Source organism: Micromonospora sp. NPDC047134 (assembly GCF_040643455.1).
Lineage (GTDB): Bacteria > Actinomycetota > Actinomycetes > Mycobacteriales > Micromonosporaceae > Micromonospora.
Window position 1 is genome coordinate 80,865 of the sequence record NZ_JBEYUI010000011.1, and the last position, 22,526, is coordinate 103,390.

Genomic DNA, 22,526 nt, shown 5'->3' on the forward strand with positions numbered 1-22,526 from the left:
TTGCCTCCTCACGCCTCGACCGGTCGCCCGACGTCGCCGTCCAGCACCACCTCGACACCGGCCCGGACCGGACCCACCGCCGGCGCGACCGTGGACGGCTCCGGCACCACCGCCGGCGCGACCGTCGGCGGCTCCGGCACCGGCAGGCAGTCCGGCAGCGCCTGTTCGACGTACTCGCAGAGCAGGTGGCTGGAGACCAGGTGCAGTTCCTGCACCACCTGGCTGTCCGTCGACTCCACGGCCAGCACCTCGTGGCAGACCTCGGCCAGGGGGTTCGGTGCCGGGCCGGTGAGAGCCCAGCAGCTCAGCCCGGTCTCCCGGCCGGCCCGGGCGGCGGCCAGCAGGTTGCCGCTGCCGCCGCTGGTGGACAGCAGCAGCAGTACGTCCTCCGGCCGGCCGTGGGCTCGGACCTGGCGGGCGAAGACCTCGTCGTAGCCGTAGTCGTTGCCGATCGCGGTCAACGCCGAGGTTTCGGCGTGCAGGGCGATCGCGGACAGGGGCTGCCGGTCCTCACGCAACTTGCCGACCAGTTCGGCCGTCAGGTGTTGGGCCTCGGCGGCGCTGCCGCCGTTGCCGGCCACCAGCAGCCGACCGCCGTTGGTGAGCCGCCGGGCCAGGGTGGCCCCCCACCTGGCGAGCAGCGGCTCGCACCGTCGATACGGCGGCAGGGCCACCGCCAGGTTGGCCAGGTGCCGCTCCAACAGGGTGGTCGCCGGCATCAGGCCACCACCCGGGTCGGCCGACGTACGGCGACCACCTCGGCGTACACCTCGACCAGCCGTTGGGCGGTCACCGTCCAGGAGTAGTGCTGCCGGGCCCGGGCCCGGGCCGCGCCCGCGTAGGCGAACCGGCGGATCCGGTCGTCCAGCAGCCGCCGCAGCGCCTCGCCCAACGACCGGGGATCCCGGGCCGGCACCAGATCCCCGGTCACCCCGTCGACCACGGTGTCCCGCAGCCCCCCGACGGCGGTGGCCACCACGGGTACCCCGCAGGCCATCGCCTCCAGGGGGGTCAGGCCGAAGGGTTCGTACCAGGGGGCGGCGACCAGGATGTCCGCCGACCGGTACCAGCGGCCCATCTCCTCCCGGGGCACCGCCCCCACCAGCCGGACCCGGTCGGCCACCTCGCAACTGCCGGCCAGGGCCCGCAACCGCCGGGCGTACGGGTCGGCCTCCAGCAACCCGGCCGGTGGCCCACCCACGACCACACACTCCGCCTCGGGTACGTGGGCCATGGCCCGCACCACGGTCTGGAACCCCTTGCGTTCCACCAGCCGCCCGACTGTGAGGATCCGGGGCCGGTCCGGTTCCCGCTCGGCGGCCGGGCCCAGCGGGGCGAAGGTGGCCAGGTTCACCCCGGAGGGGATGACGGTCATCGCCGAGCGGGGCACTCCCATCCGGACCAGCTCACCGACCTCGTCCCGGCACTGGGCGACGACCCGGTCGACGGAGCGGCCCAACTGGAGTTCGTAGCCGATGCGGCGGGCCGGGCTGGTGTCCTGCACCCCCTGGTGACGGCGCTTGACCGTGCCCAGGGCGTGGTAGGTCTGCACCACCGGGATCCCGAGGGCCCGGCCGGCCTGGAGGGCGGCCAGTCCACTCATCCAGAAGTGCGCGTGGATCACCTCGGGGGTCCAGTCCCCGCCGCGCCACTGCTCCACCAGCCAGGCCCCGAAGGGGCGCATGTGCGGCAGCAGGGCGTCCTTGGCCACCGGTTCGGCCGGCCCGGCCGGTACGTGCACCACCTCGTAGCCGTCCGGGGTGGGTACGGTCACCGGCAGGTCGACCGCGTCGCGCCGGGTGTAGACCCGTACCTCGTGCCCGGCGGCGACCAGCGCGGCGGACAGCTCCGCGACATGGGTGTTCTGACCACCGGCGTCCTCGCTGCCCAGGATGGCTAGCGGGCTGGCGTGCTCCGAGATCATCGCTATCCGCATACTTCCTCCTCCAGCAGCCGGTCCCAGTCGGCGAGGAAACGGTCGAGGCCGTAGCGCTCCCGGGCGGCGACCCGGGCCGCCCGACCCGCCCGGCGGGCCTGCTGCGGCTGGGCGACGAGGTCGGCGGCGGCCGCCAGCAGGGTGTCCACCCGGGTGGAGAGCGCACCGGCCTGCGGCGGCACCGCCATCGCCGCCTCCGTGGTGGCCAGCGCCACCACCGGCATGCCGATGCTCATCGCCTCGATCAGGCTCAGCCCGAGCGAGGTCCACCGGCACAGGTGCAGGTACGCCCGGCGGCGCGCCAACTCGGCGTGCATCCGGTGCTGCGGGACGTCGTCGTGGCTGGTCAGCCGGTCGGCGGGCAGCCCCAGGTGGTCGGCCAGCCCGGCCACCTTCATGCCGAACACGTCCAGCGGGGCGATCTCGGCGAACCGGGGCAGCAGGTCGGTCCCGGTGACCCGCCACCGACGTACCGGCTCGTTGATCACCACCGCCAGCCGGTCCAGTTCCCCGGTGTACTCCACCGCCGGTGGCACGATGCCGTGGTCGATGACCGTGGTCCGGGTGGCCCCGGTGTCCCAGAAGAGTTCGTTGAACGCGGTGACGTGCGCGATCAGCAGGTCGTCCCGGTCGGCCATGGGGTGACGGCTGTGCGGGACCTCGCCGTCCTTGGGGGTGTTGTGCTCCACGTAGATCGCCGGCAGGTCCACGCCGGGCCGGCGGCCCAGCCATTCGGTGGCCAGGTCCAACTCCTCCGGGCGTTGCAGGATGACGAGGTCCACCTCGGCGGTACGCAACTGCTCCGGGCTCACCTCGGCCGCGCTGTCCGGCCAGGTGTAGGTGCGGGCCCGACCCAGGCCGTACGGCCCTCGGTCCGGGGTGGCCGGTACCAGGTACCGGTGTTTGCCGTGCACGAAGGAGGTGGTCCAGGAGCCGTGCACGTGCCAGAGCAGGATGTTCATCGGCTGTTCCCGCTGCTGGCTACCGGCACGTCCAGCAACCGCAGGGCGGCCAGGACGGCGTCCGGTTCCACCCGGCTCAGGCAGGGGTGTCCGGGTACCGGGCAGCGCGCGGCCCGGGTGTCGCGGCAGGGGGCGGTGGCGTCGCCCAGGCGTACGGTCGGCACCCGCCAGGGGCCCCACTGTCCGAAGGGGACCGTGGGGGCGAAGAGGCTGACCACCGGCACCTCGTGGGCGGCGGCCAGGTGCGCCGGGCCGGTGTTTCCCACCACGACCGCACCGGCCGCCGCGACCACCCCGGACAGTTCGGCCAGCCCGGTCCGCCCGCCCAGGTCCACCGCGTGGGCACCGGCCACCCGGGCGGTCAGGTCGCGTTCCCGGGCATCCCCGGTGACCACCACCCGGTGCCCGGCGTGCACCAGGTGCCGGCAGATCCGCTCGGCCACCTCCGGTGGGCAGCCCCGGGCCTGGGCCGCCGACCCGGGATGCAGCACCACGTACCCGGGCGCACCGGCCTCGGGTGGCGGCGGTGGGGCCGGACGCAACCGCAGTCGGGGCTGGTCGCCCGGGGGCAGGGGATAGCCCGCCGCTGCGGCCAGGGACAGGGCGCGTTCGGCCTCCGGCACCCCGGGCGGTACCCGGTGCCGCACGTCCAGCAGGGCCCCGGGGTAGTCGTCGCTGATCGCGGCGATCCGGGCCACCCCGGCCATCCGCAGCAGCAGGGCCAACGGCAGCGGCGACTGGTGGAAGGAGGTGAAGATCACCGCCTCCTCGGCCCCTACGGCGGCCAGCCGGGCCACCAGGGCGGTCATCTCCGCCGCCTCGACCGGTGCGGGTGCCGGGTCGATCCACGGCAACCGGTGCTCCACCACCTCGTCGACACCGGGCAGCAGGTCGGCGGCGGCCCGTCCGCGGGGGCCGCAGAGCAGCACCACCCGGTCGGCTCCGGCGGCCACCGCCCGGATTCCCGGCCCGGTCACCAGCACGTCGCCCGCCGAGTCCGACCGCACCACCAGCACGGTCCGTCCCCGGTCGGGCGGGGCCCCGGCGGGGGCGGGTCGCAGGGCCTGCTGGCGGCGCAGGATCTCCCCTACCGCCGAGGGCAGGTCGTCGGCCACCCAGGGGGCCGCGGCGATCTCCTCGGCCCGGGTGACCGGGGTGGGCACCAGGACACCGGCCGCCCCGGCGGCCAGGGCCGCGGTGACGTCCCGTCCGATGTCACCGATCAGCACGCAGCGGGCCGGCACGGTGCCCAGAGCCTGGGCTGCCGCGTGCACCAGACCGGGGGCCGGTTTGCGGCAGGCGCAGGCGTCCCCGTCGTCGTGCGGGCATACCTGCCAACTGTCGAAGGGCCCCAACAGCTCCTCGACCCGGTCGTGTACCCGCTCCAGTTGCCCCTGGGTGAACAGGCCCCGGGCCAGCCCGGACTGGTTGGTCACCACGGCGAGTCTCAGACCGGCGGCCCGCAGCCGGTCCAGCGCCGCGCGGGCGCCGGGCATGGCCCGTACCTTGTCCGGATCACCGTTGTACGGCACGTCCTCGATCAGGGTGCCGTCGCGGTCCAGCAGCACCGCGTCGAACAGTCCGGACCCGCGACCGGCCTCTCCCGCGCCGGCCGGCACCTCGGCTGGCCTGCGCTGATCCGGTTGCCCATGGTCCCCTCGCACGGGCGGCGGGTTCCCGGCGCCCCGAGGAGTAAACGTCGACTGCGACGCGGCAGACGAGGCCGGCGCGTCGGCGGCCGGTGACGCCGCCAGCGGTGGCCTTACCCGTCGCCCCGGAGAAGCTAACCCGCCTGCCGTTAGCCGCCCCGGCGGGCTGGGTAGGGAGACCCGATGGCGATCGTGCAGCGGGTGATCGAGGCCCCGGTCGGGCAGGTCTGGGCGGTGCTCGCGGACGGCTGGACCTACAGCGACTGGGTGGTCGGCACCGCCCACATGCGGGACGTGGACGACGGCTGGCCGGCGGTCGGCACCCGCCTGCACCATCGGGCCGGGCCCTGGCCCTTCTCCCTGGAGGACTCCTCCGTGGTGCTGGAGTGTGAGCCGGAACGCAAGCTGGTGCTGCGGGTGAAGCTCTGGCCGGCCGGGGAGGCCGTGGTGGTGTTCACCCTGGAACCGGTCGGGCCGGAGGCCACCCGGGTGTCCCTCGGCGAGGACTTCGCCGCCGGTCCGCTGCGCTGGATCCGTACCAAACTCAACGATCTGGTGCTGCACCTGCGCAACCGGGAGACCCTCAACCGGCTCGCCGACATCGCCCGGCGGCAGAAGGACTGACCGCGCTGCGCACGGAAGCCCACCTCGACGTAGCGGTGGAGAACGGGCGGGGGAGCCATTTCGCCCCGGAAGGGGCAACTGGCTACTCTCTGAAGGACCCTGTTCGCAGATTGAGGATGTCCCCCATGATCGAACCCGTCCAGTTACCCTCGCCGTGGCGGGACGTGCGCCTGACTGTCGTGGTGCCGACCTACAACGAGGCCGGCAACCTGCCGACCCTGGTCGAGCGGCTCCTCGCTCTGCCGCTGCCCGGCCTGAAGGTGCTGGTCGCCGACGACAACTCCCCGGACGGCACCGGCGAGGTGGCCGACAAGCTGGCCATCGAGCATCCCGAGCGCATCGAGGTGGTGCACCGGCCCGGCAAGGAGGGTCTCGGGCGGGCCTACGTGGACGGGATCGGGCGGGCCCTGGCCGGCGGCGCGGAGTACGTCGCCCAGATGGACGCCGACCTGTCGCACCCCCCGGAGGCGCTGCCCGGCATGCTGGGTGCCCTGCTCTCCACCCAGGCCGGGGTGGTGATCGGGTCGCGGTACGTCCCCGGTGGCGAGCTGGACGAGAACTGGCCGTTGTACCGTCGGGCCCTCAGCGGCTGGGCCAACCTCTACGTGCACACCCTGCTGCGGGTGCGGATCCGGGACCTGACCGCCGGGTTCAAGATCTGGCGGGCGGACGCGTTGCGTGACATCGGTCTGGAGCGGGTGCAGTCCAACGGCTACAGCTTCCAGGTGGAGATGCACTACCTGGCCACCAAGCTGGGGCACACCATCCTGGAGGTGCCGATCCGGTTCGAGGAGCGGCGGGACGGTGCCTCGAAGATGACCACCGCCACCAAGATCGAAAGCGCCCTGATGCCGTTCAAGCTGCGTACCCGGCATCGTCACCTGGACGGCTGAGGCGGTTCAGCGGTAGATCGCACGGTGGGCGGTGCGTACCGCCCGGTGGTAGACCTCGCCGGTGAGAACGCCGTCGCGGGCCAGCGCGGCCCGGGCGGCGTTCGCGCCCGGTGCGCCGTGCACCCCGCCGCCGGGGTGCGCCGACGAACTGGCCAGGAAGAGCCGGTCGACCGGGGTGTCCGCCCGTCCCAGGCCGGGGACCGGGCGCAGGAACAGCTGCTGGTACGGCGCGGCCGTGCCCCCGCCCAGGGCCCCACCGACCAGGCTCGGGTTGGCCTGCTCCAACTCGGCCGGCCCGGCGACGTGCCGCCCGACGACCAGGCTCCGGAAGCCGGGGGCGGCGTCCTCCAGCACCCCCTCCATCCGCTCGACATGGGTCATCAGTTCCTCGGCCCGCCAGTCCCGACGGAACGGCAGATGGGTGTACGCCCAGAGGGACTCCGTGCCCGGCGGGGAGTGGCTGGGGTCGGCCACGGACATCTGCCCGAGCAGCAGGAACGGATCACGGGGCAGTTTCCCCCGGGCCAGGTCGGCGGAGTACCCGGTCAGCCCGTCGAGATCCGCGCCCAGGTGCACCGTGCCGACGGTGGCCAGTTTCCGGTTGCGCCACGGCATCGGCCCGGACAGCGCCCAGTCCACCTTCAGGGTGGAGCCGTCCCAGCGGAAGTGCTCCAGGTCGGCCACCAACCTGGGTGGTAGCGCGGCGGCGCCGACCAGGTCCAGGTAGAGGGCCGGGGCGGGCACATCGGCCAGCACCGCCCGCCGGGCCCGCCAGAGGCGTCCACCGGCCGTGCGTACCCCCACCGCCCGACCCCGGGCGATCAGCACCCGGTCGGCCCGGGCCCCGTAGTGGATCCGACCACCCCGCTCGGTCAGCCGGGCCACCAGGGCGTCGGTGATCTTCTGGGCCCCGCCCACCGGCACCGGCCAGCCGACCTGCTGTCCCAGCATCGCCAGCAGCCAGCCGTACACCCCGGAGCCGGCCTCCTCGGGAGACAGGTCGGTGTGCAGGGCACAGCCGGCCAGCAGGGCGGTGCCGCCGGCACCGGCGAACAGTTCCGCGCCGAGGCGGCGTACCGGCAGCACCATCCGCCGGGCCAGCCGCAACGAACCCCCGACCCGCAACCGACGCAGCAGGTCCAGCCCTCCGCGTACCGGCGGGAAGGGTCTGGTGATCAGGGCGATCATCGGGTCGGACACCTGCCGCCACTGGTCGTACGCGGTCAGCCAACGCTGCCCGTCACCGGGGGCGAACTCCTCCAGGGAGGCGGCCGTGACCGCCGGATCCCGGTTGAGCAGCGCCGCCCGCCCGTCGGGGAACAGGTGGGCCAGCACGTCCGGGGCGTGTCGCCAGGCCAGCCCGTGACGGGACAGCTCCAGTTCCCGCAGCACCGGGGAGGCGTAGCCCAGGGGGTAGAAGGAGCTGTAGAGGTCGCTCAGGTAACCCGGTGCGGTGACCTCGGCCGAACGCACCGCCCCGCCGGGCACCTGGGTGGCCTCCAGGACCAGCACCTCCCAACCGGCGTCGGCCAGCAGGTTGGCGGCGACCAGCCCGTTGTGCCCTGCTCCGATGACGAGGGCGTCGGCGCGTTCGGCCCCGATGGAACCCGGCGAAATCATCCACGGACGCTACCCCGCGGCCAACCGGGCGAAACGTTTGCCGGGCGCGACCGGGGGCATGCAGCGCCCATGTACACCGTTACGCAGCTGATCGGTGGGGTGTGGGGGGCCGGCGGGGACGACGGCGAGTTCGTGGTGTGCGACCCCTCGGACGGCAACCGGGTGAGCACCGCACCGATCGCCCCGGCCGACGAGGTCGACAAGGCCGTGGCGGCGGCCCGTGGGATGGCTGCCCAGTGGGCCGCCACCCCGGCGGCGGAGCGGGCCTCGGCCCTGCTGCGGGCCGCCGAGGCGGTGGCCGAGATGGCCGACGAACTGGCCCAGGCCACCACCGCGGAGATGGGCAAGCCCCTGGCCGATGCCCGGGGCGGGGTCGAGGCCGGCATCGCCACCCTGCGCCAGTACGCCGAACTGGCCCCGGCCCGCGGCGGTCGTACCCTGCACGGCGATCCCGCCGCCCTGGACTTCATGACCCCCGAGCCGCGCGGGGTGGTCGCCGTCCTCACCCCCTGGAACGATCCCGTGGCGGTGGCCTGTGGGCTGCTGGGGGCCGCCCTGGTCACCGGCAACGTGGTGCTGCACAAGCCGAGCGAACGGACTCCGGCCACCGGGTGGCTGCTGGCCCGGGCCCTGGACAGCGCGCTGCCGGCCGGGGTGCTGTCCCTGCTCACCGGCGGGCCGACCACGGGGGCCGCGCTGGCCGCCGCCGAGGTGGACGTGGTGGCGCATGTCGGCTCCACCGCCACCGGCCGGGCGATCGCCGCGGCGGCCGCTGCCGGGGGCGCCAAGGTGCTGTTGGAGAACGGCGGCAGCGACCCGCTGATCGTGGACGCCGAGGTCGACCCGGTCTGGGCGGCCGAGCAGGCGGCCCAGGGGGCCTTCGCCAACGCGGGACAGATCTGCGTGGCGGTGGAACGGATCTACGCCCACCGGGACATCGCGGAGGACTTCGTCGACGCCCTGGTGGAGCGGGCCGCCGCCCTGCGGGTGGGGCCGGGTCGTGACCCCCGGACCGACCTCGGTCCGCTGGTCGACCGACGCCACCGGGACCAGGTGCACGGGCAGGTCACCGCGGCGGCTGCCGAGGGGGCCCGGATCCGGGTCGGCGGCACCCTGCCCGAGGGGCCCGGCGCCTACTATCCGGCCACCGTGGTCGACAACTGTCGGCACGACCTCACCCTGGTCCGGGAGGAGACCTTCGGGCCGGTGGCCCCGGTGGTGGTGGTCGACTCGTTCAGCGAGGCGCTGCGCTGTGCCGCCGATTCGCCGTACGGGCTGGCCGCCACGGTGTTGACCAGGTCGATGAGTCACGCCCAGCGGGCCTGGCGGGAGTTGCCGGTGGGCACGGTGAAGGTGAACGCGGTCTTCGGCGGGGCCCCGGCCGGTGCCGCCCATCCGCGTCGGGGCAGCGGCCAGGGCTTCGGGTACGGGCCGGAACTGCTCGACGAGTTCACCGCCATGAAGGCGGTGCACCTTCAGGCCCCGGGCGGCGGTCACTGGTGAGACAGTGCGGCCCCGGTGGCGGGCGTACCGCTGCGACCGGGACCGCCTACGAGGGGTCTACCGCCGGGTCAGCCGCCGCGGGCCTTGCGGGTCAGCCGGTCGTTGGCCTTCTCGATGGCCTTGACCAGTTCCGGTTTGGCCATGCTGGACCGGCCCCGGATGTCGAGTTTGCGGGCCACCTCAAGGAGATGCTCCTTGGGTGCGTTGGCGTCCACCCCACCGGCGGTGGGTGCGCGACGCTCCGGACCCCCACCTTCGGCCTGCCGGTCGCTGGGACCCTTGCGGCCCTTCGGCTCCCAGTGGTCGCCCACCTTCTCGAACTGGTGCTTCACGGCGGCGAAGGCCGCACGGTGCGCCCGCTGCCCCTCGCCGTAGGTCTGCACCGCGGAATCGTGTGTCTTCTCCCAGGTGCGCTGGGCCTTCTCCGGGGAGCGCCGCAGCGTGCTGGGCAGTACCTCGCGCCCGGGCATCTCGGTTCCTCCTTCGTCGGCTGGGATTCCGGGTCGTCTTCCCGTCGGTCTCGCCGGTAAACCAGGGCGGCGGTTTGTCGTCGTTTCGCACCGGGTACCGGCCGGGCCTGGGTCGCGTACGGCTAGGAGCGGTGATGACCACGACGAACCCCGACCTCCCGCCGGCCGAGGCCCCGACCTCGCCGCTGCCCCGGCGGATCCGCCAGTTGCACCTGTCGACCTGGCGCGGGGTGCTGCTCCGCAGCGGCCGCAACTACCTGCGGGACAACTGCACGGACTGGGCCGCCGCCCTCACCTACTACGGGGTGCTCGCCCTCTTCCCCTCCACCGTGGTGGTGGTCGCCCTGGTCGGTCTCGTCTCCGACGGCGAACGCACCGTCGACACCGTGCTGGACCTGGCCCGGGGGGTGGGTGCCGGAGCGGTGGTGGGCAACGAGGGTTTCGTCGGGGTGGTCCGGGCGGTGGTGGACCAGAACAGCTCCGCCGGGGTCCTGCTGAGTTTCGGCCTGCTGGGTGCCCTCTGGTCGGCCTCGAACTTCATCGCCTCCTTCACCCGGGCCTCGAACGCGATCTACGGAGTGGCCGAGGGACGGCCGGTGTGGCGGCTGCGTCCGATGCAGATCGGGCTGGCCGCCCTGTCCCTGGTCCTGCTGGCCACGGTCGCCGCCGGTCTGATCGTCAGCGGCCCGGTGGCGGACGCGGTCGGTGATCTGATCGGTGCCGGCGGGGCGGCCCGCACCGCCTGGGCGGTGGCCAAGTGGCCGGCCCTGGCGATGATCGCCATGCTGCTGCTGTCCCTGCTGTTCTGGGTGGCCCCGAACGTGCGTCAGCCCCGGTTCCGCTGGCTCACCCCCGGTGGCGCGGTGGCCCTGCTGGCCTGGATGCTGGCCTCCTTCGGCTTCGGCCTGTACGTGGCGAACTTCGGCTCCTACGACGCCACCTACGGCAGCCTCGGGGCGGTCATCGCCTTCCTGGTCTGGCTCTACCTGTCCAACTCGGCGCTGATGCTCGGGGTCCAGATCAACGCCGAACTCCAGCGCGGTCGGGTGCTCCAGTCCGGTGCCGCAGACCCCAGCGAACCGGTGCTGCCCCCGCGATCCCCGGCCGGTTCGTGACCGCTTGCCGGGTTTACCACCCGCCCTGCCGGGTAGCGCAGAAGACATGGATCGCGGCAACAGCAAGCACGCACCCAGGGTCGACGACCAGATGGGCCAGGAGGTCAACGGCCTGGTCCAAGGGCCGGGGACCGGTGGCTCGCGGGTCGACGAGACCCGGGTACCGGAACCGGCCGGCGAGGATCAGCCGGAGACGACCACCGCCGTGGGCGGTGATCAGCGCAGCGGGACTCCGCAGGGGATGACCTCCGAGGACGTCGAGGCGCGCAGCCGGCTAGGGCGATTCATCACGATGACCGCCCTGCCCGGCGACCGGGCCGCCCTGCTCGCCAACGCGCGGGAGAACGAGGCGCCCGACGACGTGCTGGCCGCACTGGAGCGGCTGCCGGAGGGCACCCGGTACCAGACCGTCTCCGAGGTCTGGGCGGCGCTGGGGCACAAGAACGAGACGACGCGCTGGTGAGGTGGGCCACCCAGGTCCACCGCCCTCGCCGGCGCAGGGAGGGATGCTGATGAGTGGCGTTACCGAACATGTCGATGTGGCCGTCCCGGTGCGGACGGCGTACGACCAGTGGACTCAGTTCGAGGAGTTCCCCCACTTCATGGAGGGCGTGGAGTCCGTACGGCAGCTGTCCGACACGATGACCCACTGGACGGTCGAGATCGCCGGGGTCAAGCGGGAGTTCGACGCCGAGATCACCGAGCAGCTGCCCGACGAGCGGGTGGCCTGGCGCTCCACCGGCGGCACCCAGCACGCCGGGGTGGTGACCTTCCACCGGCTGGACGAGCACAGCAGCCGGGTCAGCCTGCAACTGGAGTTCGACCCGCACGGGGTGATCGAGCAGGCCGGGGACAAGCTCGGCGTGGTCGACCGGCGGGCCAAGGGTGACCTGCAACGGTTCAAGCAGTTCATCGAGCGGCGCGGGCAGGAGACCGGCGCCTGGCGCGGAAAGGTCGACCGACCTCAGCCCTGAGCATGATCTGGTCGAGGGGCCGCCGGTGACAACCGGCGGCCCTCGCCCCTGTCTGCCCATGGTCGCCGTCCGTTTGCCGGACCCGGGCCGGGGTACGGCTGAGGGCATGACGGACGACAGGACCTGGCGCGAAGAGGAACGGCTCTCCCTGGAGGAACTGGACCGGGCCGTGGCCCGTAACACCCTGGACGGGCAGGCCGAGGACATGACCGCCAACGACGCCGGTGCGGAGGCCGAATTCGGGCACGGGGCCGAGCCGGCCGACCGGGGACGGAAGGTGCCCGGCAGCAACCTGGAACCGACCGACCCGGAGCGCGGCTACCGCCCCTCCACCACCGGCCGTACCGGACCCGACACGATGTGATCGTTCTCCCGCGATGCGGAAAGTGCCGGCCGGACGGTCGGAAAATCGGACAGCTCGGCCAGAATCGGCCGTTCGGCTGACGGCAAGGGCCGCATCGCGCGCAAGACTTTCGGAATGCATCAGGGCTCCGGCTTCCTCACCACGCGTCAGCGTCGCCTGGCGTGGCTCGGCTTCCTCCTCGCTGCCGTGCAGGCACCCGTCTCCGCCCGGCTGGTCGCGGACAGCTCCTGGCTGTTCAGCCTCTGTGTCGCGCTGATGGTGGCCACCGTGATCATCGCCGACGACGCCGCAAGGCGGCGTCCCTCCGCGGACGGCCCCTCGCCGGACTGACCCACCGGGGCACCGCCGCCTGGTCCGAATCGCCCCCTTCTCACCGATTCCCGGCCGCTGTGCGTTTGCTCACCCGGCCGCCGGGCAGTGCGGTCGGTTCGGGGCGTTCTGCTCCGGTCGTCCCCTTCCCGATGTCCCCTCCTGCCCGGTCCGCACCGAGTTGGACCGGGTGACCGAAGGGGTGACTCCGACCGTGGAGGGGCCGACCGGCCGAGCGGACGAGGACGCTCCCGGTCCGGGTTGGATAGATTTCTTTTCCATGCAGGTGCCCCCGAACCAGGTTCCCGCCGCCACCGCCGTCGACTCGACGCGCACCACCCTGGTGGGACTCGTCAACGCCGTAGGCCTCGACGGACTGGCCGCGGCACACCAGCTGCCGGGACTGCTCGCGGCCGTCGACCAGCACGCCGCCGCGGTACGCGACAGCCTGCACGGCGATCAGCGTCCGCTGACGGCCCCGGCCCTGGCCGGGTACGCCGAGGGGATCGAGGCCGCCGCGACCGAACACGGCTGGCAGCCGCCCACCGACCCGGTCGACTGGTCGGAGGCCGACTGGGTGCTGGTGCGGCTGCTCGCCGTCTGCGCCCTGACGGCCGCCCTGGACACCCCGGCCGCGCAGCCCTCGCCGCTGTGACGGCAACGGGTGCCCGCCGAGAGCGGACACCCGTTGTGCGCTGCTGCCGTGCTCAGGTACGAAACTGCTGGGTCTCGTCGCCGGCGGCGCCGGACTGGTGGGTCCCCCGGCCACCGGCCATCGCCTGACTGCGCTCGGCGCCGGCCCGGTCGGCCATCTGCCGTTGCATGTCACTGCGGCCGGCTGCCGCACCCTGCCGCTGCTCGCGGACGGCCCGCGACTCCTCGGAGATGCGGTGCAGCCAGTCCTCCCAGCGGTTCTGCATCGGCTTCACGAGACCACCGCCCACGCCGACGATCAGGATGCCGGCCACGGTGGCGAGTACCGCGATCAGCACCGGAGTGGTGACCGTGGTGGCGATGCCCACCTGGTTCAGCGCCGCGATCACACCCAGGGCGATGACGAAGAACGCCGCCAGGTCCGCCAGCACCTTGCCGTAGGACAGGCCGCCCAGCGCACCGCTGACGATGTCCCGTACGGCGTTGGCGATGGCGAAGGCGATCACCACGATGACGATCGCGACGAACGCTCGTGGCAGCCACGACACCACTCCTGAGATCAGGTTGCTGATCGCGTTGGGCCCCCAGACCCCGAACGCGAACTGCAAGGTGAACAGCAGCACGGCGTAGTACGCCAGCTTCGCCAGGATGTCGCTGGCGTCGTACTTCGTTCGTTCCAGTGCCCGTTTGACGCCACCCCGCTCGACCGCCCGGTCGAACCCCACCCGTTCCAGGGCCGCGTCAACGATCTTGAGTACGGCTCTGGCGATGAGCCATCCGACCACCAGGATCGCGATGAACGCGATGGCCCTCGGTACGAACAGCAGCACCGACCTCCACATGTCGGCCACGGCGGTGCCGATATCGACCTGCCTGGCCGCGAAGGTTTCCGGCATGATGTCCCTCCTGTCGCATGGTCTGCCCGGCGCGCTTACCCCATCCCTGCGCCCACACGCCGCGCCGTTGCCCTCCTTTTTCCCGACAGGTCGCCAGAGAGGGCCTCTTACCTGCCCTTATGCCCCGGCTGCGGAGCACCGGGACGGAGGATCGAAACACTGTTCGGCCGTCCGGACTAGGCTGCTGTCATGCCAGGAAAGGTCGGGCGAGTCCCCACGCCAGCAGGCCCCGTGTCGAGCGCTCGGCTGCCTGGCGTCACCGGCCTGGTCGGTCGCCATCAGTGGAGCGGCAGCAGGCTCGGCCCCCCGGAGTTCTGGGACACCGCGGTTCGGGCCGCCGCCGAGATCGTGCTCGCCTCCCCCGCCCCGATGGCGCTGCACCTGGGCGACGAGTTCTTCCTGGTCTACAACGACGCGTACGCCGCCCTGATCGGCGACAAACACCCCCAGGCCCTGGGGCAGCCCGCGCCGCAGGTCTTCGCGGAGGTGTGGCCGATGCCGGGCATCGGTGACGTCGTGGAACACACCTACCGCACCGGTCAACCGTTCCTGGAACGGGAGACCACCATGCCGCTGCGCCCGGCCCCCGGCCAGCTCGACCAGGCCGAGTACGTGCGGGCCTGCTCCCCGGTCCGGGACAGCCGGGGCCGCATCGTCGGGGTGCTGTCCGTGATCGCCGAGACCAACCCGGCCATCCGGCAGCTGCAGGGGATCAGCGATCTGGCCGCCGCCCTGTCGGCCACCCTCACCCTGGACGACGTGGCCCGGGTAGCCCTGCGCTACGCGATCACCTCCTTCGACGCCGACCGGGTCGCCTTCGCGGTGGACGACGCCGGTGGGTGGCGAATGGCCCGGCGGGTGCGGGGGGAACTGGTCGACGAGGCCGACGAACGGCTTCCTCCGCTGTGGCGGCGGGGTCCGGCGGAGTGGCCAGCCCCGGGGGCGGTCAGCGCCCGCACCGGGCGGGCCAACTACATCACCGACGGCGAGCCGCTGCGGGAGGTAGCCGCCGACCGGCACGACCAGAAGATCCGGGCCCTGGCGGCCGTACCCCTGCGGGCCGTCGGGGTACGGGGTGCCCTCACGGTCGGCTACCGGTCCGCGCACGCCTGGTCGGCCCAGGAGCGGGCCTTGCTGGAGGCCTCGGCCGAGCTGGTCGGCCAGGCCACCGAACGGGCCCGCCGCTTCGAGACCCAGCACGGCACCGCCCAACTGTTGCAGCGCAGCATGCTGCCGGAGAACCTGCCCAGCCTGCCCCGGCTGCGGATCGCGGCGCGCTACGACCCGGGGGTGGACGGCAACGCCGCCGGTGGGGACTTCTACGACGCCTTCCTGCTGCCCACCGGTGACCTGGGGGTGGTGCTCGGCGACGTCGCCGGACACGACGTGCAGGCCGCCGCCCGGATGGGCCAGGTACGCGCCGCCCTGCGGGCCCTGGCCCTCAACGACCCCCGTCCGGACCAGGTTCTCGTCGGGCTGGACCGACTGGTCAGCAGCCTGGGGGCGGAGGCCGGCACCCACGAGCTGTTCGTCACGGTGGCCTTCGGGGTCATCGATGTCGCCGGTGAACTGCTCACCCTGGCCAGCGCGGGTCACCCCGCGCCGCTGATCCGGCGCTGCTCCGCCGACGGGGAGCCCAGAGCCGAGTACGTGCCGGTGCCGGTCGGCGCCCCGCTGGGGGTCGGCTACCGGCCGGCCACCTGCACGGTCGCCTTCCCGCCCGGGGACACCCTGCTGCTGTTCAGCGACGGGGTGGTGGAACGACGGCGACACGGGCTCTCGCACGGCCTGGCGCGACTGGCCGAGTCGGTGGCCGCGGCGCACAGCGGGGACCCCCGCGCGTTGTGTGCCACCGCCACCGCCTCGGTACCCGGCGCCACCGAGGACGACGTGGCCGTGCTCGCGGTCGAGTACGCCCTGCGGCCGAGCCGGTCGGCCCGGATGGAGGTGCCGGCCGAGCCGACCGCCCCCAGCCGGGTACGGCACTGGCTGACCGCCCAGCTCACCGAATGGCAGGTGGCCGAGTCGGTGATCGGGGCGGCGGTGCTGTGCACCAGTGAGCTGACCACGAACGCCCTGCTGCACGCCGGCACGGCGGCCCGGGTGGAGATCGATCTGAGCCCGGAACGGCTGCTCGTGTCGGTGGCCGACTCCGGTTCACGTGGCACGGTGACCCGGGCCCGGACGGACACCCTGAGCAGCCGGGGCCGGGGACTGGGCCTGATCGAGGAGTTGAGCGACGCCTGGGGCACCGATCCCACCGTGCGGGGTTCGACGGTCTGGTTCGAGATCCTCACCCCGCCGCAGTAGCCCGGTCGCCGGGCTCAGGCCAGTCGTTGCGCCAGGGCCTGCCCCAGGTCCCGGCCGGAGCGCCAGGCGGTCTGCACCCGGGGTTGGGCACCGAAGGCGTCGCCGGCCAGCCCGATGCCCGCCTCGTCCAGGTGGAAGGTGGCGGGATCACCAGCCATGGGCTGGGCGTAGCGCCACCGGTGCAGGTGCACCGCCACGGCCGGGTCGGGCAGAGCCAGCAGGTCGCGTACGGCCGCCTCGACCGCCGGGGCGGCGGCGGTGGGCTGGGCCAGGTGACCTTCGGCGAACTGCCCGGTGGTGTGCGCGACGAGCACGGGGGCCTGGTCGCCCCGGCGGTCCCCGTCGTCGCAGACCAGCCGCAGCACCGGGTGGTCGTTGACGAAGGCCCCCCGGAAGTCCGGCCAGCGTCGGGCCGGGAACCGCAGCACCGCCGCCAGGGCGGGTGACCAGCGCTGGGCGGCGAGCGCCTCGGTGGCGGCGGTCAGGGCGGGGTCCAGCAGCAGCGCGGCCTGGGGCCCGGGCATCGCCAGCACGACCGCCTGGCAGCTGCGGCCGTCCACGGCGGGGCCCGGGGCGACGCCGAGCACCAGGCGGTTCACCCGCACGGGCAGGTCCCGGGCCAGGTGTTCGACCAGCGAGCGCAGCCCACCGGGGGCGGCCCACCGCAGGGGGCCGCTGACCGTACGCCTGCCCTGCTCGCCGTAGGCGAGGAAGGTGTCGGTCCACTCCCGGGCCAGCCCGGCCCCCTGCCACCGGGCCACCACCTCGGCGAAGTCCGGATCGCTGACCGTGAAGTAGGCCGCCCCGAGGTCGGCCGGGCGTCCGTCGAAGCGTTTGCTGGCCATCCGGCCACCGACCACCCGGGCCCGTTCGTGGATCTCCACCGGCACCCCGGCCCGGCGCAGTTCCTGCGCACAGGCCACTCCGGCGATGCCGGCACCGACCACCACGACGCCGGTCCGATCGGTAGTCATCCGGTGATCCTACGTACCGGTCGGACCCGAATCCGTTCGTCCGGGGGCTGACCAGGCCGAGAGATACACCTAAAGCTGTCGATGCTTCCGGAAGGTCTTCACAATTTCGCAACGGGCCCGTACCTTGGCGGACATGTGGGAGCGCTTCCACGCAACTTGCTCGATATATCCGAGGAGCAGACCATGAGAACCCGACGCACGTCCGCCGTGGTCGGCGCGGTGACGGCACTCACCGTCGCCGCCACCGTCGGCGTGGGCGCGCTGCTGGCAGCACCCGCCGCAGCGGCCGACTCCGCCTTCTACGTGGACCCGCAGACCAGCGCCGCCCGCTGGGTGGCGGCCAACCCCGGCGACTCCCGGGCCGCCGTGATCCGGGACCGGATCGCCAACGTGCCGCAGCCCCGCTGGTACACCACCACCAACACCTCGACCGTGCAGGGCGAGGTCAGCCAGTTCGTCGGCGCCGCCGCCGCAGCGGGCAAGATCCCGATCCTGGTGGTCTACAACATCCCCAACCGCGACTGCAGCAACCACAGCGGTGGCGGGGCCCCCAACCACAGCGCCTACCGCCAATGGGTGGACCAGGTGGCGGCCGGCCTGCAGGGCCGACCGGCCACCATCATCCTGGAGCCGGACGTGCTCCCCATCATGACCAGCTGCATGGACGGCAACCAGCAGGCCGAGGTCCGGGCCTCGATGGCGTACGCCGGCAAGGCCCTCAAGCGTGCCTCCTCGGCGGCGAAGGTCTACTACGACATCGGCCACGGCGGCTGGCTCTCTGCCGGCGAGGCCGCCAACCGGCTGCTCGCCGCGGACATCGCCAACAGCGCCGACGGCATCTCGGTGAACGTGTCGAACTACCGGAGCACCGCCGGTGAGGTCTCCTACGCCAAGTCGATCATCGCGGCGACCGGGATCTCCCGGCTGAAGGCGGTCATCGACACCAGCCGTAACGGCAACGGTCCCGCCGGCTCGGAGTGGTGCGACCCGCCGGGGCGGGCCATCGGCACGCCGAGCACCACCAACACCGGCGACTCGGCGATCGACGCCTTCCTCTGGGTCAAGCTGCCCGGTGAGGCCGACGGCTGCATCGCCGCCGCCGGTCAGTTCGTGCCGCAGCGGGCGTACGACCTGGCCATCGCGGCCGGGCCGCTGCCCACCACGCCGGCCCCCACCACCCCCGGCCCGACCACTCCCCCGCCGCCCCCCACCACTCCTCCGCCGCCGCCGACCACCCCGCCGCCGGCCGGTGGGTGCACGGTGACCTTCACCCCGAACACCTGGACCGGTGGCTTCACCGCCGAGATCCGGGTGACCAACCGCGGCAGCGCGGTGAACGGCTGGACCCTGTCCTTCAACGCCGGCTCCGGGGTACGGCTGAGCAACGGCTGGAACGGCACCTGGAGCCAGTCCGGCGACCGCATCTCGGTGCGGAACGCCGACTGGAACGGCAGCCTGCCCAGCGGGGGCACCCTCAGCACCGGCTTCCAGGGCACCTACAGCGGTAGCAGCCTGCCGGCGCCGAGTGGTTTCACCCTCAACGGCACCAACTGCACCTGATCACCCCCCTCCGGACAGGCCCCCCGCCACCGCCTTCGGGCACCGGCGGGGGGCCTTCCTCCTCTCCTCATCCCCGGCGCCGGCGCGTTACCGCTGCCCTCGCACGGGAACGCCTGGTACGACGAAGGAGGAGACCCATGACCACACAGTCGAATCCCCCGGCCTGGCAGCCGGGCGTGACCGGCGGCGGCACCCTCCCGTCGGGCCCGGGTGGCCGGACCGCGGCGCCCAGCGGCGACGGGCAGAGTCCGGTGTTCGGTCCACCGACCGTGACGATCGGGGCCTACCCGGACTATCCCTCCGCCCAACGGGTGGTGGACCACCTGGCCGACAACCGGTTCCCGGTGGAACGCAGCGCGATCGTGGGCACCGATCTGACCCTGGTGGAGACCGTTCTGGGCCGGATGACGACCGCTCGTGCCGGACTGATCGGCGCCGGCACCGGTGCCTGGTTCGGTCTGTTCATCGGCCTGCTGTTCGGCATCTTCACCGTCGGCAACTGGATCGCGGTGATCCTGGCCGGCCTGGTCATCGGGGCCCTCTGGGGCGCGGTGTTCGGGGCGGTGGCACACGCCATGACCGGCGGCAAGCGGGACTTCACCTCGGCCAGTTCGCTGCGCGCCAACCAGTACGCCGTCATCGTCGACGCGGAGGTGGCCGAACAGGCCCGTCAGGTGCTGGGTCGACTGCACCTGGGCGGGCGGACCCGACAGACCGCGGGCTGAGCACCCGATCGACGGACGCCGACCGGCGTCCGGCCGCCCCCGACCGCACCGGTCGGGGGCGGATTCGCGTGTCCGGTCGCGGTCATTCAAACCTTCAATATCTCCCTTCGGAAACCCGCCCTTCACGCAGCCTACGCAGTGGTCCGGCGAGTTTGTTCAAATTTGAATTTTGAGCTACTGTGTTGCCATGACCGAGAGCATGAGCGCCGAGCGGCTAGCTGCTTGGCGGGCGTACATCGAGGCCAGCCAGCGGTTACTCACCCGGCTGGAGGAGGAGTTGCGGGCCACCAGCGACCTCAGCCTCGCCGACTACCACGTGCTCGTGCTGCTCAGCGAGGTCCCCGGGCACCGGCTGCGGATGGGCGAGCTGGCCGGCCGACTGGTCTTCTCCCCCAGCCGGCTGACCTACCAGATCTCCTCGATGCAGCGGCGCGGCCTGGTGGTGCGGCAGCCTTGTCCGCAGGACGGCCGGGGCAGCGAGGCGGTGCTCACCGCCGCCGGCCTGCTGGCCCTGCGCGAGGCGGCACCGCAGCACCTGCACTCCGTACGTACCCACCTGATGGACGACCTCGACGACGCCGAGATCGCCTGCCTGACCAGGATCTTCACCCGACTCGGCCAGCGGCTGCAGGCAACCGCCAGCCCCGCCCACAGCGACAGTTGAAGGAGCCTTCGATGCCCGCGATCACGGTCGACAACGTCCTCGTCCTGCCCCGCCTGCCCCGGCTGGACGAGTCCACCACCACCATCCGCCCGGTCCGTCGGCTGACCACCGCGCCCAGCGGCTTCGAGGGCGAGGGCTTCCCGGTGCGCCGGGCCTTCGCCGGGGTACCGGTCAGCGAGCTGGACCCCTTCCTGCACCTCGACCAGATGGGCGAGGTGGAGTACGCCCCGGGCGAGCCGAAGGGCACCAGTTGGCACCCGCACCGGGGCTTCGAGACCGTCACCTACATCATCGACGGGGTCTTCGAGCACCAGGACACCCACGGCGGGGGCGGCACGATCACCAACGGCGACACCCAGTGGATGACCGCCGGCAGTGGTCTGCTGCACATCGAGGCCCCGCCGGAGCACCTGGTCGTCAGCGGCGGGCTGTTCCACGGCACCCAGCTCTGGGTCAACCTGCCCAAGGTGGCGAAGATGAGCCCGCCGAAGTACCAGGACATCCGGGGCAACCAGGCCGCCCTGCTCACCACCCCGGACGGCGGTGCGCTGATCCGGGTGATCGCCGGTGAGATCGCCGGGCACCGGGGACCGGGCTCGACGTACACCCCGATCACGGTCACCCACGTGACCGTCGAGCCGGGGGCCCAGGTCGATCTGCCCTGGCGGCCGGACTTCAACGCCCTGGTGTACGTGCTGGGCGGGCGTGGCACGGTCGGTGCCAACGGCCGTGGGGTCCGGACCGGGCAGCTGGCGGTGCACGGCCCGGGTGACGCCCTGCGGATCAAGGCCAACGCCCGGCAGGACAGCCGGACTCCCACCCTGGATCTGTACATCATGGGTGGTCAGCCGATCCGGGAGCCGGTGGCCCAGTACGGCCCGTTCGTGATGAACAGCCGGGACGAGCTGATCCAGGCTTTCGAGGACTACCAGGCCGGACGGCTCGGGGTCATTCCGGCGAAGCGGCTGGCGCACACCGAGGGCCAGGGTTCCCGGCCCTGAGTCAGGCAGGACGACGAGTTGGGGGCGCCCGATGCGACCGGGGCGCCCCCGCTGGTCAGGAAACGGCGAAGATGCCGGCCAAGCCGAGCACCACCATCACCAGTACGGCCAACAGCGCTCCCCGCTCCCCTTCCACCGCCTGCTCGCGGTGCTCGGTCACAGCGCTGGTCGTCTCGCCGGGCATGGTGCGGCCTCCTCGAGTTTGGGGTGCGTGCCGATCCGGCCCTTGAGTAACCCGTCTGGGCCGCCGGAAACCCGCTGGCCGCACCCGACCGCGACCCGCCCGGCGACCGCATGCGGAGAGTAGTAAGCCCGGTCGATGTCCGTTACCCATGGCCAATTTGAACCGATTTCACGGTTTAAATCACTTAAACACATCGTCCGTTCGGCTAGATTTCTGTTGGCCTATCAGGCTATGGTGACTCCCGAACGTACCAACAGTGCCCAACCGAAGCGTCACGTCTTTATCCGCGGACGAGGTGCAGGGAGGACCACCATGACCGCGCCAACGATTAGCGAGGCGGCTACCGCGCCGACGACCGCGGCCAAGCTCGACCCGCGAGCGCTCACCGACAGCGCCACCGACCTGCTCAACGCGATGGCCGCGCTGCCCGCCGGACACCCGTCCCGCGCCGCGCTGCGCGACCGGGCCATCGAGGCCTGGCTGCCGCTGGCCAACCACCTGGCCCACCGCTACAGCGGGCGGGGCGAGCCGACCGACGACCTGGCCCAGACCGCGGCCGTCGGCCTCATCAAGGCCATCGACAAGTTCGACCCCTCCCGGGGTGTCGACTTCGCCGGCTACGCCATCCCCACCATCATCGGCGAGCTCAAGCGCCACTTCCGCGACCGCACCTGGGACATCCGGGTGCCCCGACGGTTGCAGGAACTGCGCCTGGCCATCTCGGACGCCAACAGCTCGCTGCTGCAGACCCTCGGCCGCTCGCCGACCGTGGCCGACATCGCCGCCCACCTCAAGCTCACCGAGGAAGAGGTCCTGGAGGGCCTGGAGGGCGCCCGCGCGTACAACGCGGTGTCCCTGTCCACCCCCACCGGCGACGGCGACCGGGCCACCGAGCTCGGTGACATGCTCGGCGGTGAGGACAGCGAGTTCGAGCTGGCCGAGCTGCGCGTGGCGCTGGGGCCGGCCCTGGCCACCCTGGACGAGCGGGAGCAGAAGATCCTGACCCTGCGCTTCTACGGCAACCTGACCCAGTCGCAGATCGCCGAGCAGATCGGGGTCTCCCAGATGCACGTGTCCCGGCTGCTGGCCCGGGCGCTGACGAAGCTGCGGGGGCAGCTCGACGGAACGTACTAGGAGGG

General features: G+C 72.7%; 24 protein-coding genes. 15 read left to right on the forward strand and 9 right to left on the reverse strand.

The window, feature by feature from the left end:
* Positions 1-8: 8 nt before the first annotated feature.
* Genes ABZ795_RS15580 through ABZ795_RS15595 form a run of 4 tightly spaced genes read right to left on the reverse strand, consistent with a single transcriptional unit; the run spans position 9 to position 4,466 of the window.
* Positions 9-722: an SIS domain-containing protein gene (locus ABZ795_RS15580; protein WP_357530884.1), complete on the reverse strand. Its 714-nt coding sequence runs from the start codon at positions 720-722 to the stop codon at positions 9-11.
* Positions 719-1,936, reverse strand: coding sequence for a glycosyltransferase (locus ABZ795_RS15585; RefSeq protein WP_327026854.1), 1,218 nt, complete (start codon positions 1,934-1,936; stop codon positions 719-721). The genes ABZ795_RS15580 and ABZ795_RS15585 overlap by 4 nt, the downstream gene beginning before the upstream one ends.
* Positions 1,927-2,898, reverse strand: a complete 972-nt coding sequence (locus ABZ795_RS15590; protein WP_327026855.1) for a glycosyltransferase — start codon at positions 2,896-2,898, stop codon at positions 1,927-1,929. Before ABZ795_RS15590 ends, ABZ795_RS15585 begins: the two co-directional genes overlap by 10 nt.
* Positions 2,895-4,466, reverse strand: coding sequence for an HAD-IIIA family hydrolase (locus tag ABZ795_RS15595; protein ID WP_357530885.1), 1,572 nt, complete (start codon positions 4,464-4,466; stop codon positions 2,895-2,897). Before ABZ795_RS15595 ends, ABZ795_RS15590 begins: the two co-directional genes overlap by 4 nt.
* A 264-nt stretch (positions 4,467-4,730) precedes the next feature.
* On the opposite strand from ABZ795_RS15595, the gene ABZ795_RS15600 reads away from it, so the two are divergent.
* Positions 4,731-5,171 carry an SRPBCC family protein gene (locus tag ABZ795_RS15600; protein ID WP_327026856.1) on the forward strand — a complete coding sequence of 147 codons (441 nt, stop codon included), beginning with the start codon at positions 4,731-4,733 and terminating at the stop codon, positions 5,169-5,171.
* A 125-nt stretch (positions 5,172-5,296) separates the two neighbouring features.
* Positions 5,297-6,064: a polyprenol monophosphomannose synthase gene (locus ABZ795_RS15605; RefSeq protein WP_327026857.1), complete on the forward strand. Its 768-nt coding sequence runs from the start codon at positions 5,297-5,299 to the stop codon at positions 6,062-6,064.
* 6 nt (positions 6,065-6,070) lie between these two features.
* On the opposite strand, the gene ABZ795_RS15610 is transcribed toward ABZ795_RS15605, so the two are convergent.
* Positions 6,071-7,684, reverse strand: a complete 1,614-nt coding sequence (locus tag ABZ795_RS15610) for an NAD(P)/FAD-dependent oxidoreductase (RefSeq protein WP_357530820.1) — start codon at positions 7,682-7,684, stop codon at positions 6,071-6,073.
* Positions 7,685-7,753: 69 nt separating this feature from the next.
* On the opposite strand from ABZ795_RS15610, the gene ABZ795_RS15615 reads away from it, so the two are divergent.
* On the forward strand, positions 7,754-9,187 hold the full coding sequence (locus ABZ795_RS15615) for an aldehyde dehydrogenase family protein (protein ID WP_357530821.1): 1,434 nt from the start codon (positions 7,754-7,756) through the stop codon (positions 9,185-9,187).
* 68 nt (positions 9,188-9,255) lie between these two features.
* Here the strand turns inward: ABZ795_RS15615 and ABZ795_RS15620 are convergent, their stop codons facing one another.
* On the reverse strand, positions 9,256-9,657 hold the full coding sequence (locus ABZ795_RS15620; RefSeq protein ID WP_327026860.1) for a ChaB family protein: 402 nt from the start codon (positions 9,655-9,657) through the stop codon (positions 9,256-9,258).
* Between the two features lie 134 nt (positions 9,658-9,791).
* Between ABZ795_RS15620 and ABZ795_RS15625 the strand changes: the two genes are divergently transcribed.
* From ABZ795_RS15625 to ABZ795_RS15650, 6 genes are all read left to right on the forward strand, one after another.
* A complete protein-coding gene (locus ABZ795_RS15625; RefSeq protein ID WP_327026861.1) occupies positions 9,792-10,772 on the forward strand; it encodes a YihY/virulence factor BrkB family protein in 981 nt (326 codons plus the stop codon).
* Positions 10,773-10,818: 46 nt separating this feature from the next.
* Positions 10,819-11,235 (forward strand): DUF2795 domain-containing protein, encoded by a 417-nt coding sequence (locus tag ABZ795_RS15630; RefSeq protein ID WP_327026862.1) that lies wholly within the window; start codon positions 10,819-10,821, stop codon positions 11,233-11,235.
* A gap of 49 nt (positions 11,236-11,284) precedes the next feature.
* Positions 11,285-11,746, forward strand: coding sequence for an SRPBCC family protein (locus ABZ795_RS15635; protein WP_013732637.1), 462 nt, complete (start codon positions 11,285-11,287; stop codon positions 11,744-11,746).
* A 106-nt stretch (positions 11,747-11,852) separates the two neighbouring features.
* Positions 11,853-12,110: a hypothetical protein gene (locus ABZ795_RS15640; RefSeq protein WP_327026863.1), complete on the forward strand. Its 258-nt coding sequence runs from the start codon at positions 11,853-11,855 to the stop codon at positions 12,108-12,110.
* A 114-nt stretch (positions 12,111-12,224) separates the two neighbouring features.
* Positions 12,225-12,440, forward strand: a complete 216-nt coding sequence (locus tag ABZ795_RS15645) for a hypothetical protein (protein ID WP_327026864.1) — start codon at positions 12,225-12,227, stop codon at positions 12,438-12,440.
* Between the two features lie 259 nt (positions 12,441-12,699).
* Positions 12,700-13,074 (forward strand): DUF6401 family natural product biosynthesis protein, encoded by a 375-nt coding sequence (locus ABZ795_RS15650; RefSeq protein ID WP_327026865.1) that lies wholly within the window; start codon positions 12,700-12,702, stop codon positions 13,072-13,074.
* Positions 13,075-13,126: 52 nt separating this feature from the next.
* Here ABZ795_RS15650 and ABZ795_RS15655 read toward each other — a convergent pair whose 3' ends face one another.
* Entirely contained in the window at positions 13,127-13,969 is an 843-nt protein-coding gene (locus ABZ795_RS15655) for a hypothetical protein (protein ID WP_357530822.1), read from the reverse strand.
* Positions 13,970-14,158: 189 nt separating this feature from the next.
* Between ABZ795_RS15655 and ABZ795_RS15660 the strand changes: the two genes are divergently transcribed.
* Positions 14,159-16,279, forward strand: coding sequence for a SpoIIE family protein phosphatase (locus tag ABZ795_RS15660; RefSeq protein ID WP_357530823.1), 2,121 nt, complete (start codon positions 14,159-14,161; stop codon positions 16,277-16,279).
* 14 nt (positions 16,280-16,293) lie between these two features.
* On the opposite strand, the gene ABZ795_RS15665 is transcribed toward ABZ795_RS15660, so the two are convergent.
* Positions 16,294-17,253: an FAD-dependent oxidoreductase gene (locus ABZ795_RS15665; protein ID WP_357530824.1), complete on the reverse strand. Its 960-nt coding sequence runs from the start codon at positions 17,251-17,253 to the stop codon at positions 16,294-16,296.
* A gap of 183 nt (positions 17,254-17,436) precedes the next feature.
* Here ABZ795_RS15665 and ABZ795_RS15670 point away from each other — a divergent pair, with 183 nt between their 5' ends.
* From ABZ795_RS15670 to ABZ795_RS15685, 4 genes are all read left to right on the forward strand, one after another.
* Positions 17,437-18,813 carry a glycoside hydrolase family 6 protein gene (locus ABZ795_RS15670; protein WP_357530825.1) on the forward strand — a complete coding sequence of 459 codons (1,377 nt, stop codon included), beginning with the start codon at positions 17,437-17,439 and terminating at the stop codon, positions 18,811-18,813.
* Positions 18,814-18,950: 137 nt separating this feature from the next.
* Positions 18,951-19,538 (forward strand): general stress protein, encoded by a 588-nt coding sequence (locus ABZ795_RS15675; protein ID WP_357530826.1) that lies wholly within the window; start codon positions 18,951-18,953, stop codon positions 19,536-19,538.
* A gap of 187 nt (positions 19,539-19,725) precedes the next feature.
* Complete coding sequence (locus tag ABZ795_RS15680) at positions 19,726-20,202, forward strand: MarR family transcriptional regulator (protein ID WP_357530827.1); 477 nt, start codon at positions 19,726-19,728, stop codon at positions 20,200-20,202.
* An 11-nt stretch (positions 20,203-20,213) separates the two neighbouring features.
* A complete protein-coding gene (locus ABZ795_RS15685; RefSeq protein ID WP_327026872.1) occupies positions 20,214-21,203 on the forward strand; it encodes a pirin family protein in 990 nt (329 codons plus the stop codon).
* A 55-nt stretch (positions 21,204-21,258) separates the two neighbouring features.
* On the opposite strand, the gene ABZ795_RS15690 is transcribed toward ABZ795_RS15685, so the two are convergent.
* Positions 21,259-21,387 (reverse strand): hypothetical protein, encoded by a 129-nt coding sequence (locus ABZ795_RS15690; RefSeq protein WP_327026873.1) that lies wholly within the window; start codon positions 21,385-21,387, stop codon positions 21,259-21,261.
* Positions 21,388-21,699: 312 nt separating this feature from the next.
* On the opposite strand from ABZ795_RS15690, the gene ABZ795_RS15695 reads away from it, so the two are divergent.
* Complete coding sequence (locus ABZ795_RS15695) at positions 21,700-22,521, forward strand: SigB/SigF/SigG family RNA polymerase sigma factor (protein WP_327026874.1); 822 nt, start codon at positions 21,700-21,702, stop codon at positions 22,519-22,521.
* Positions 22,522-22,526: the final 5 nt, after the last annotated feature.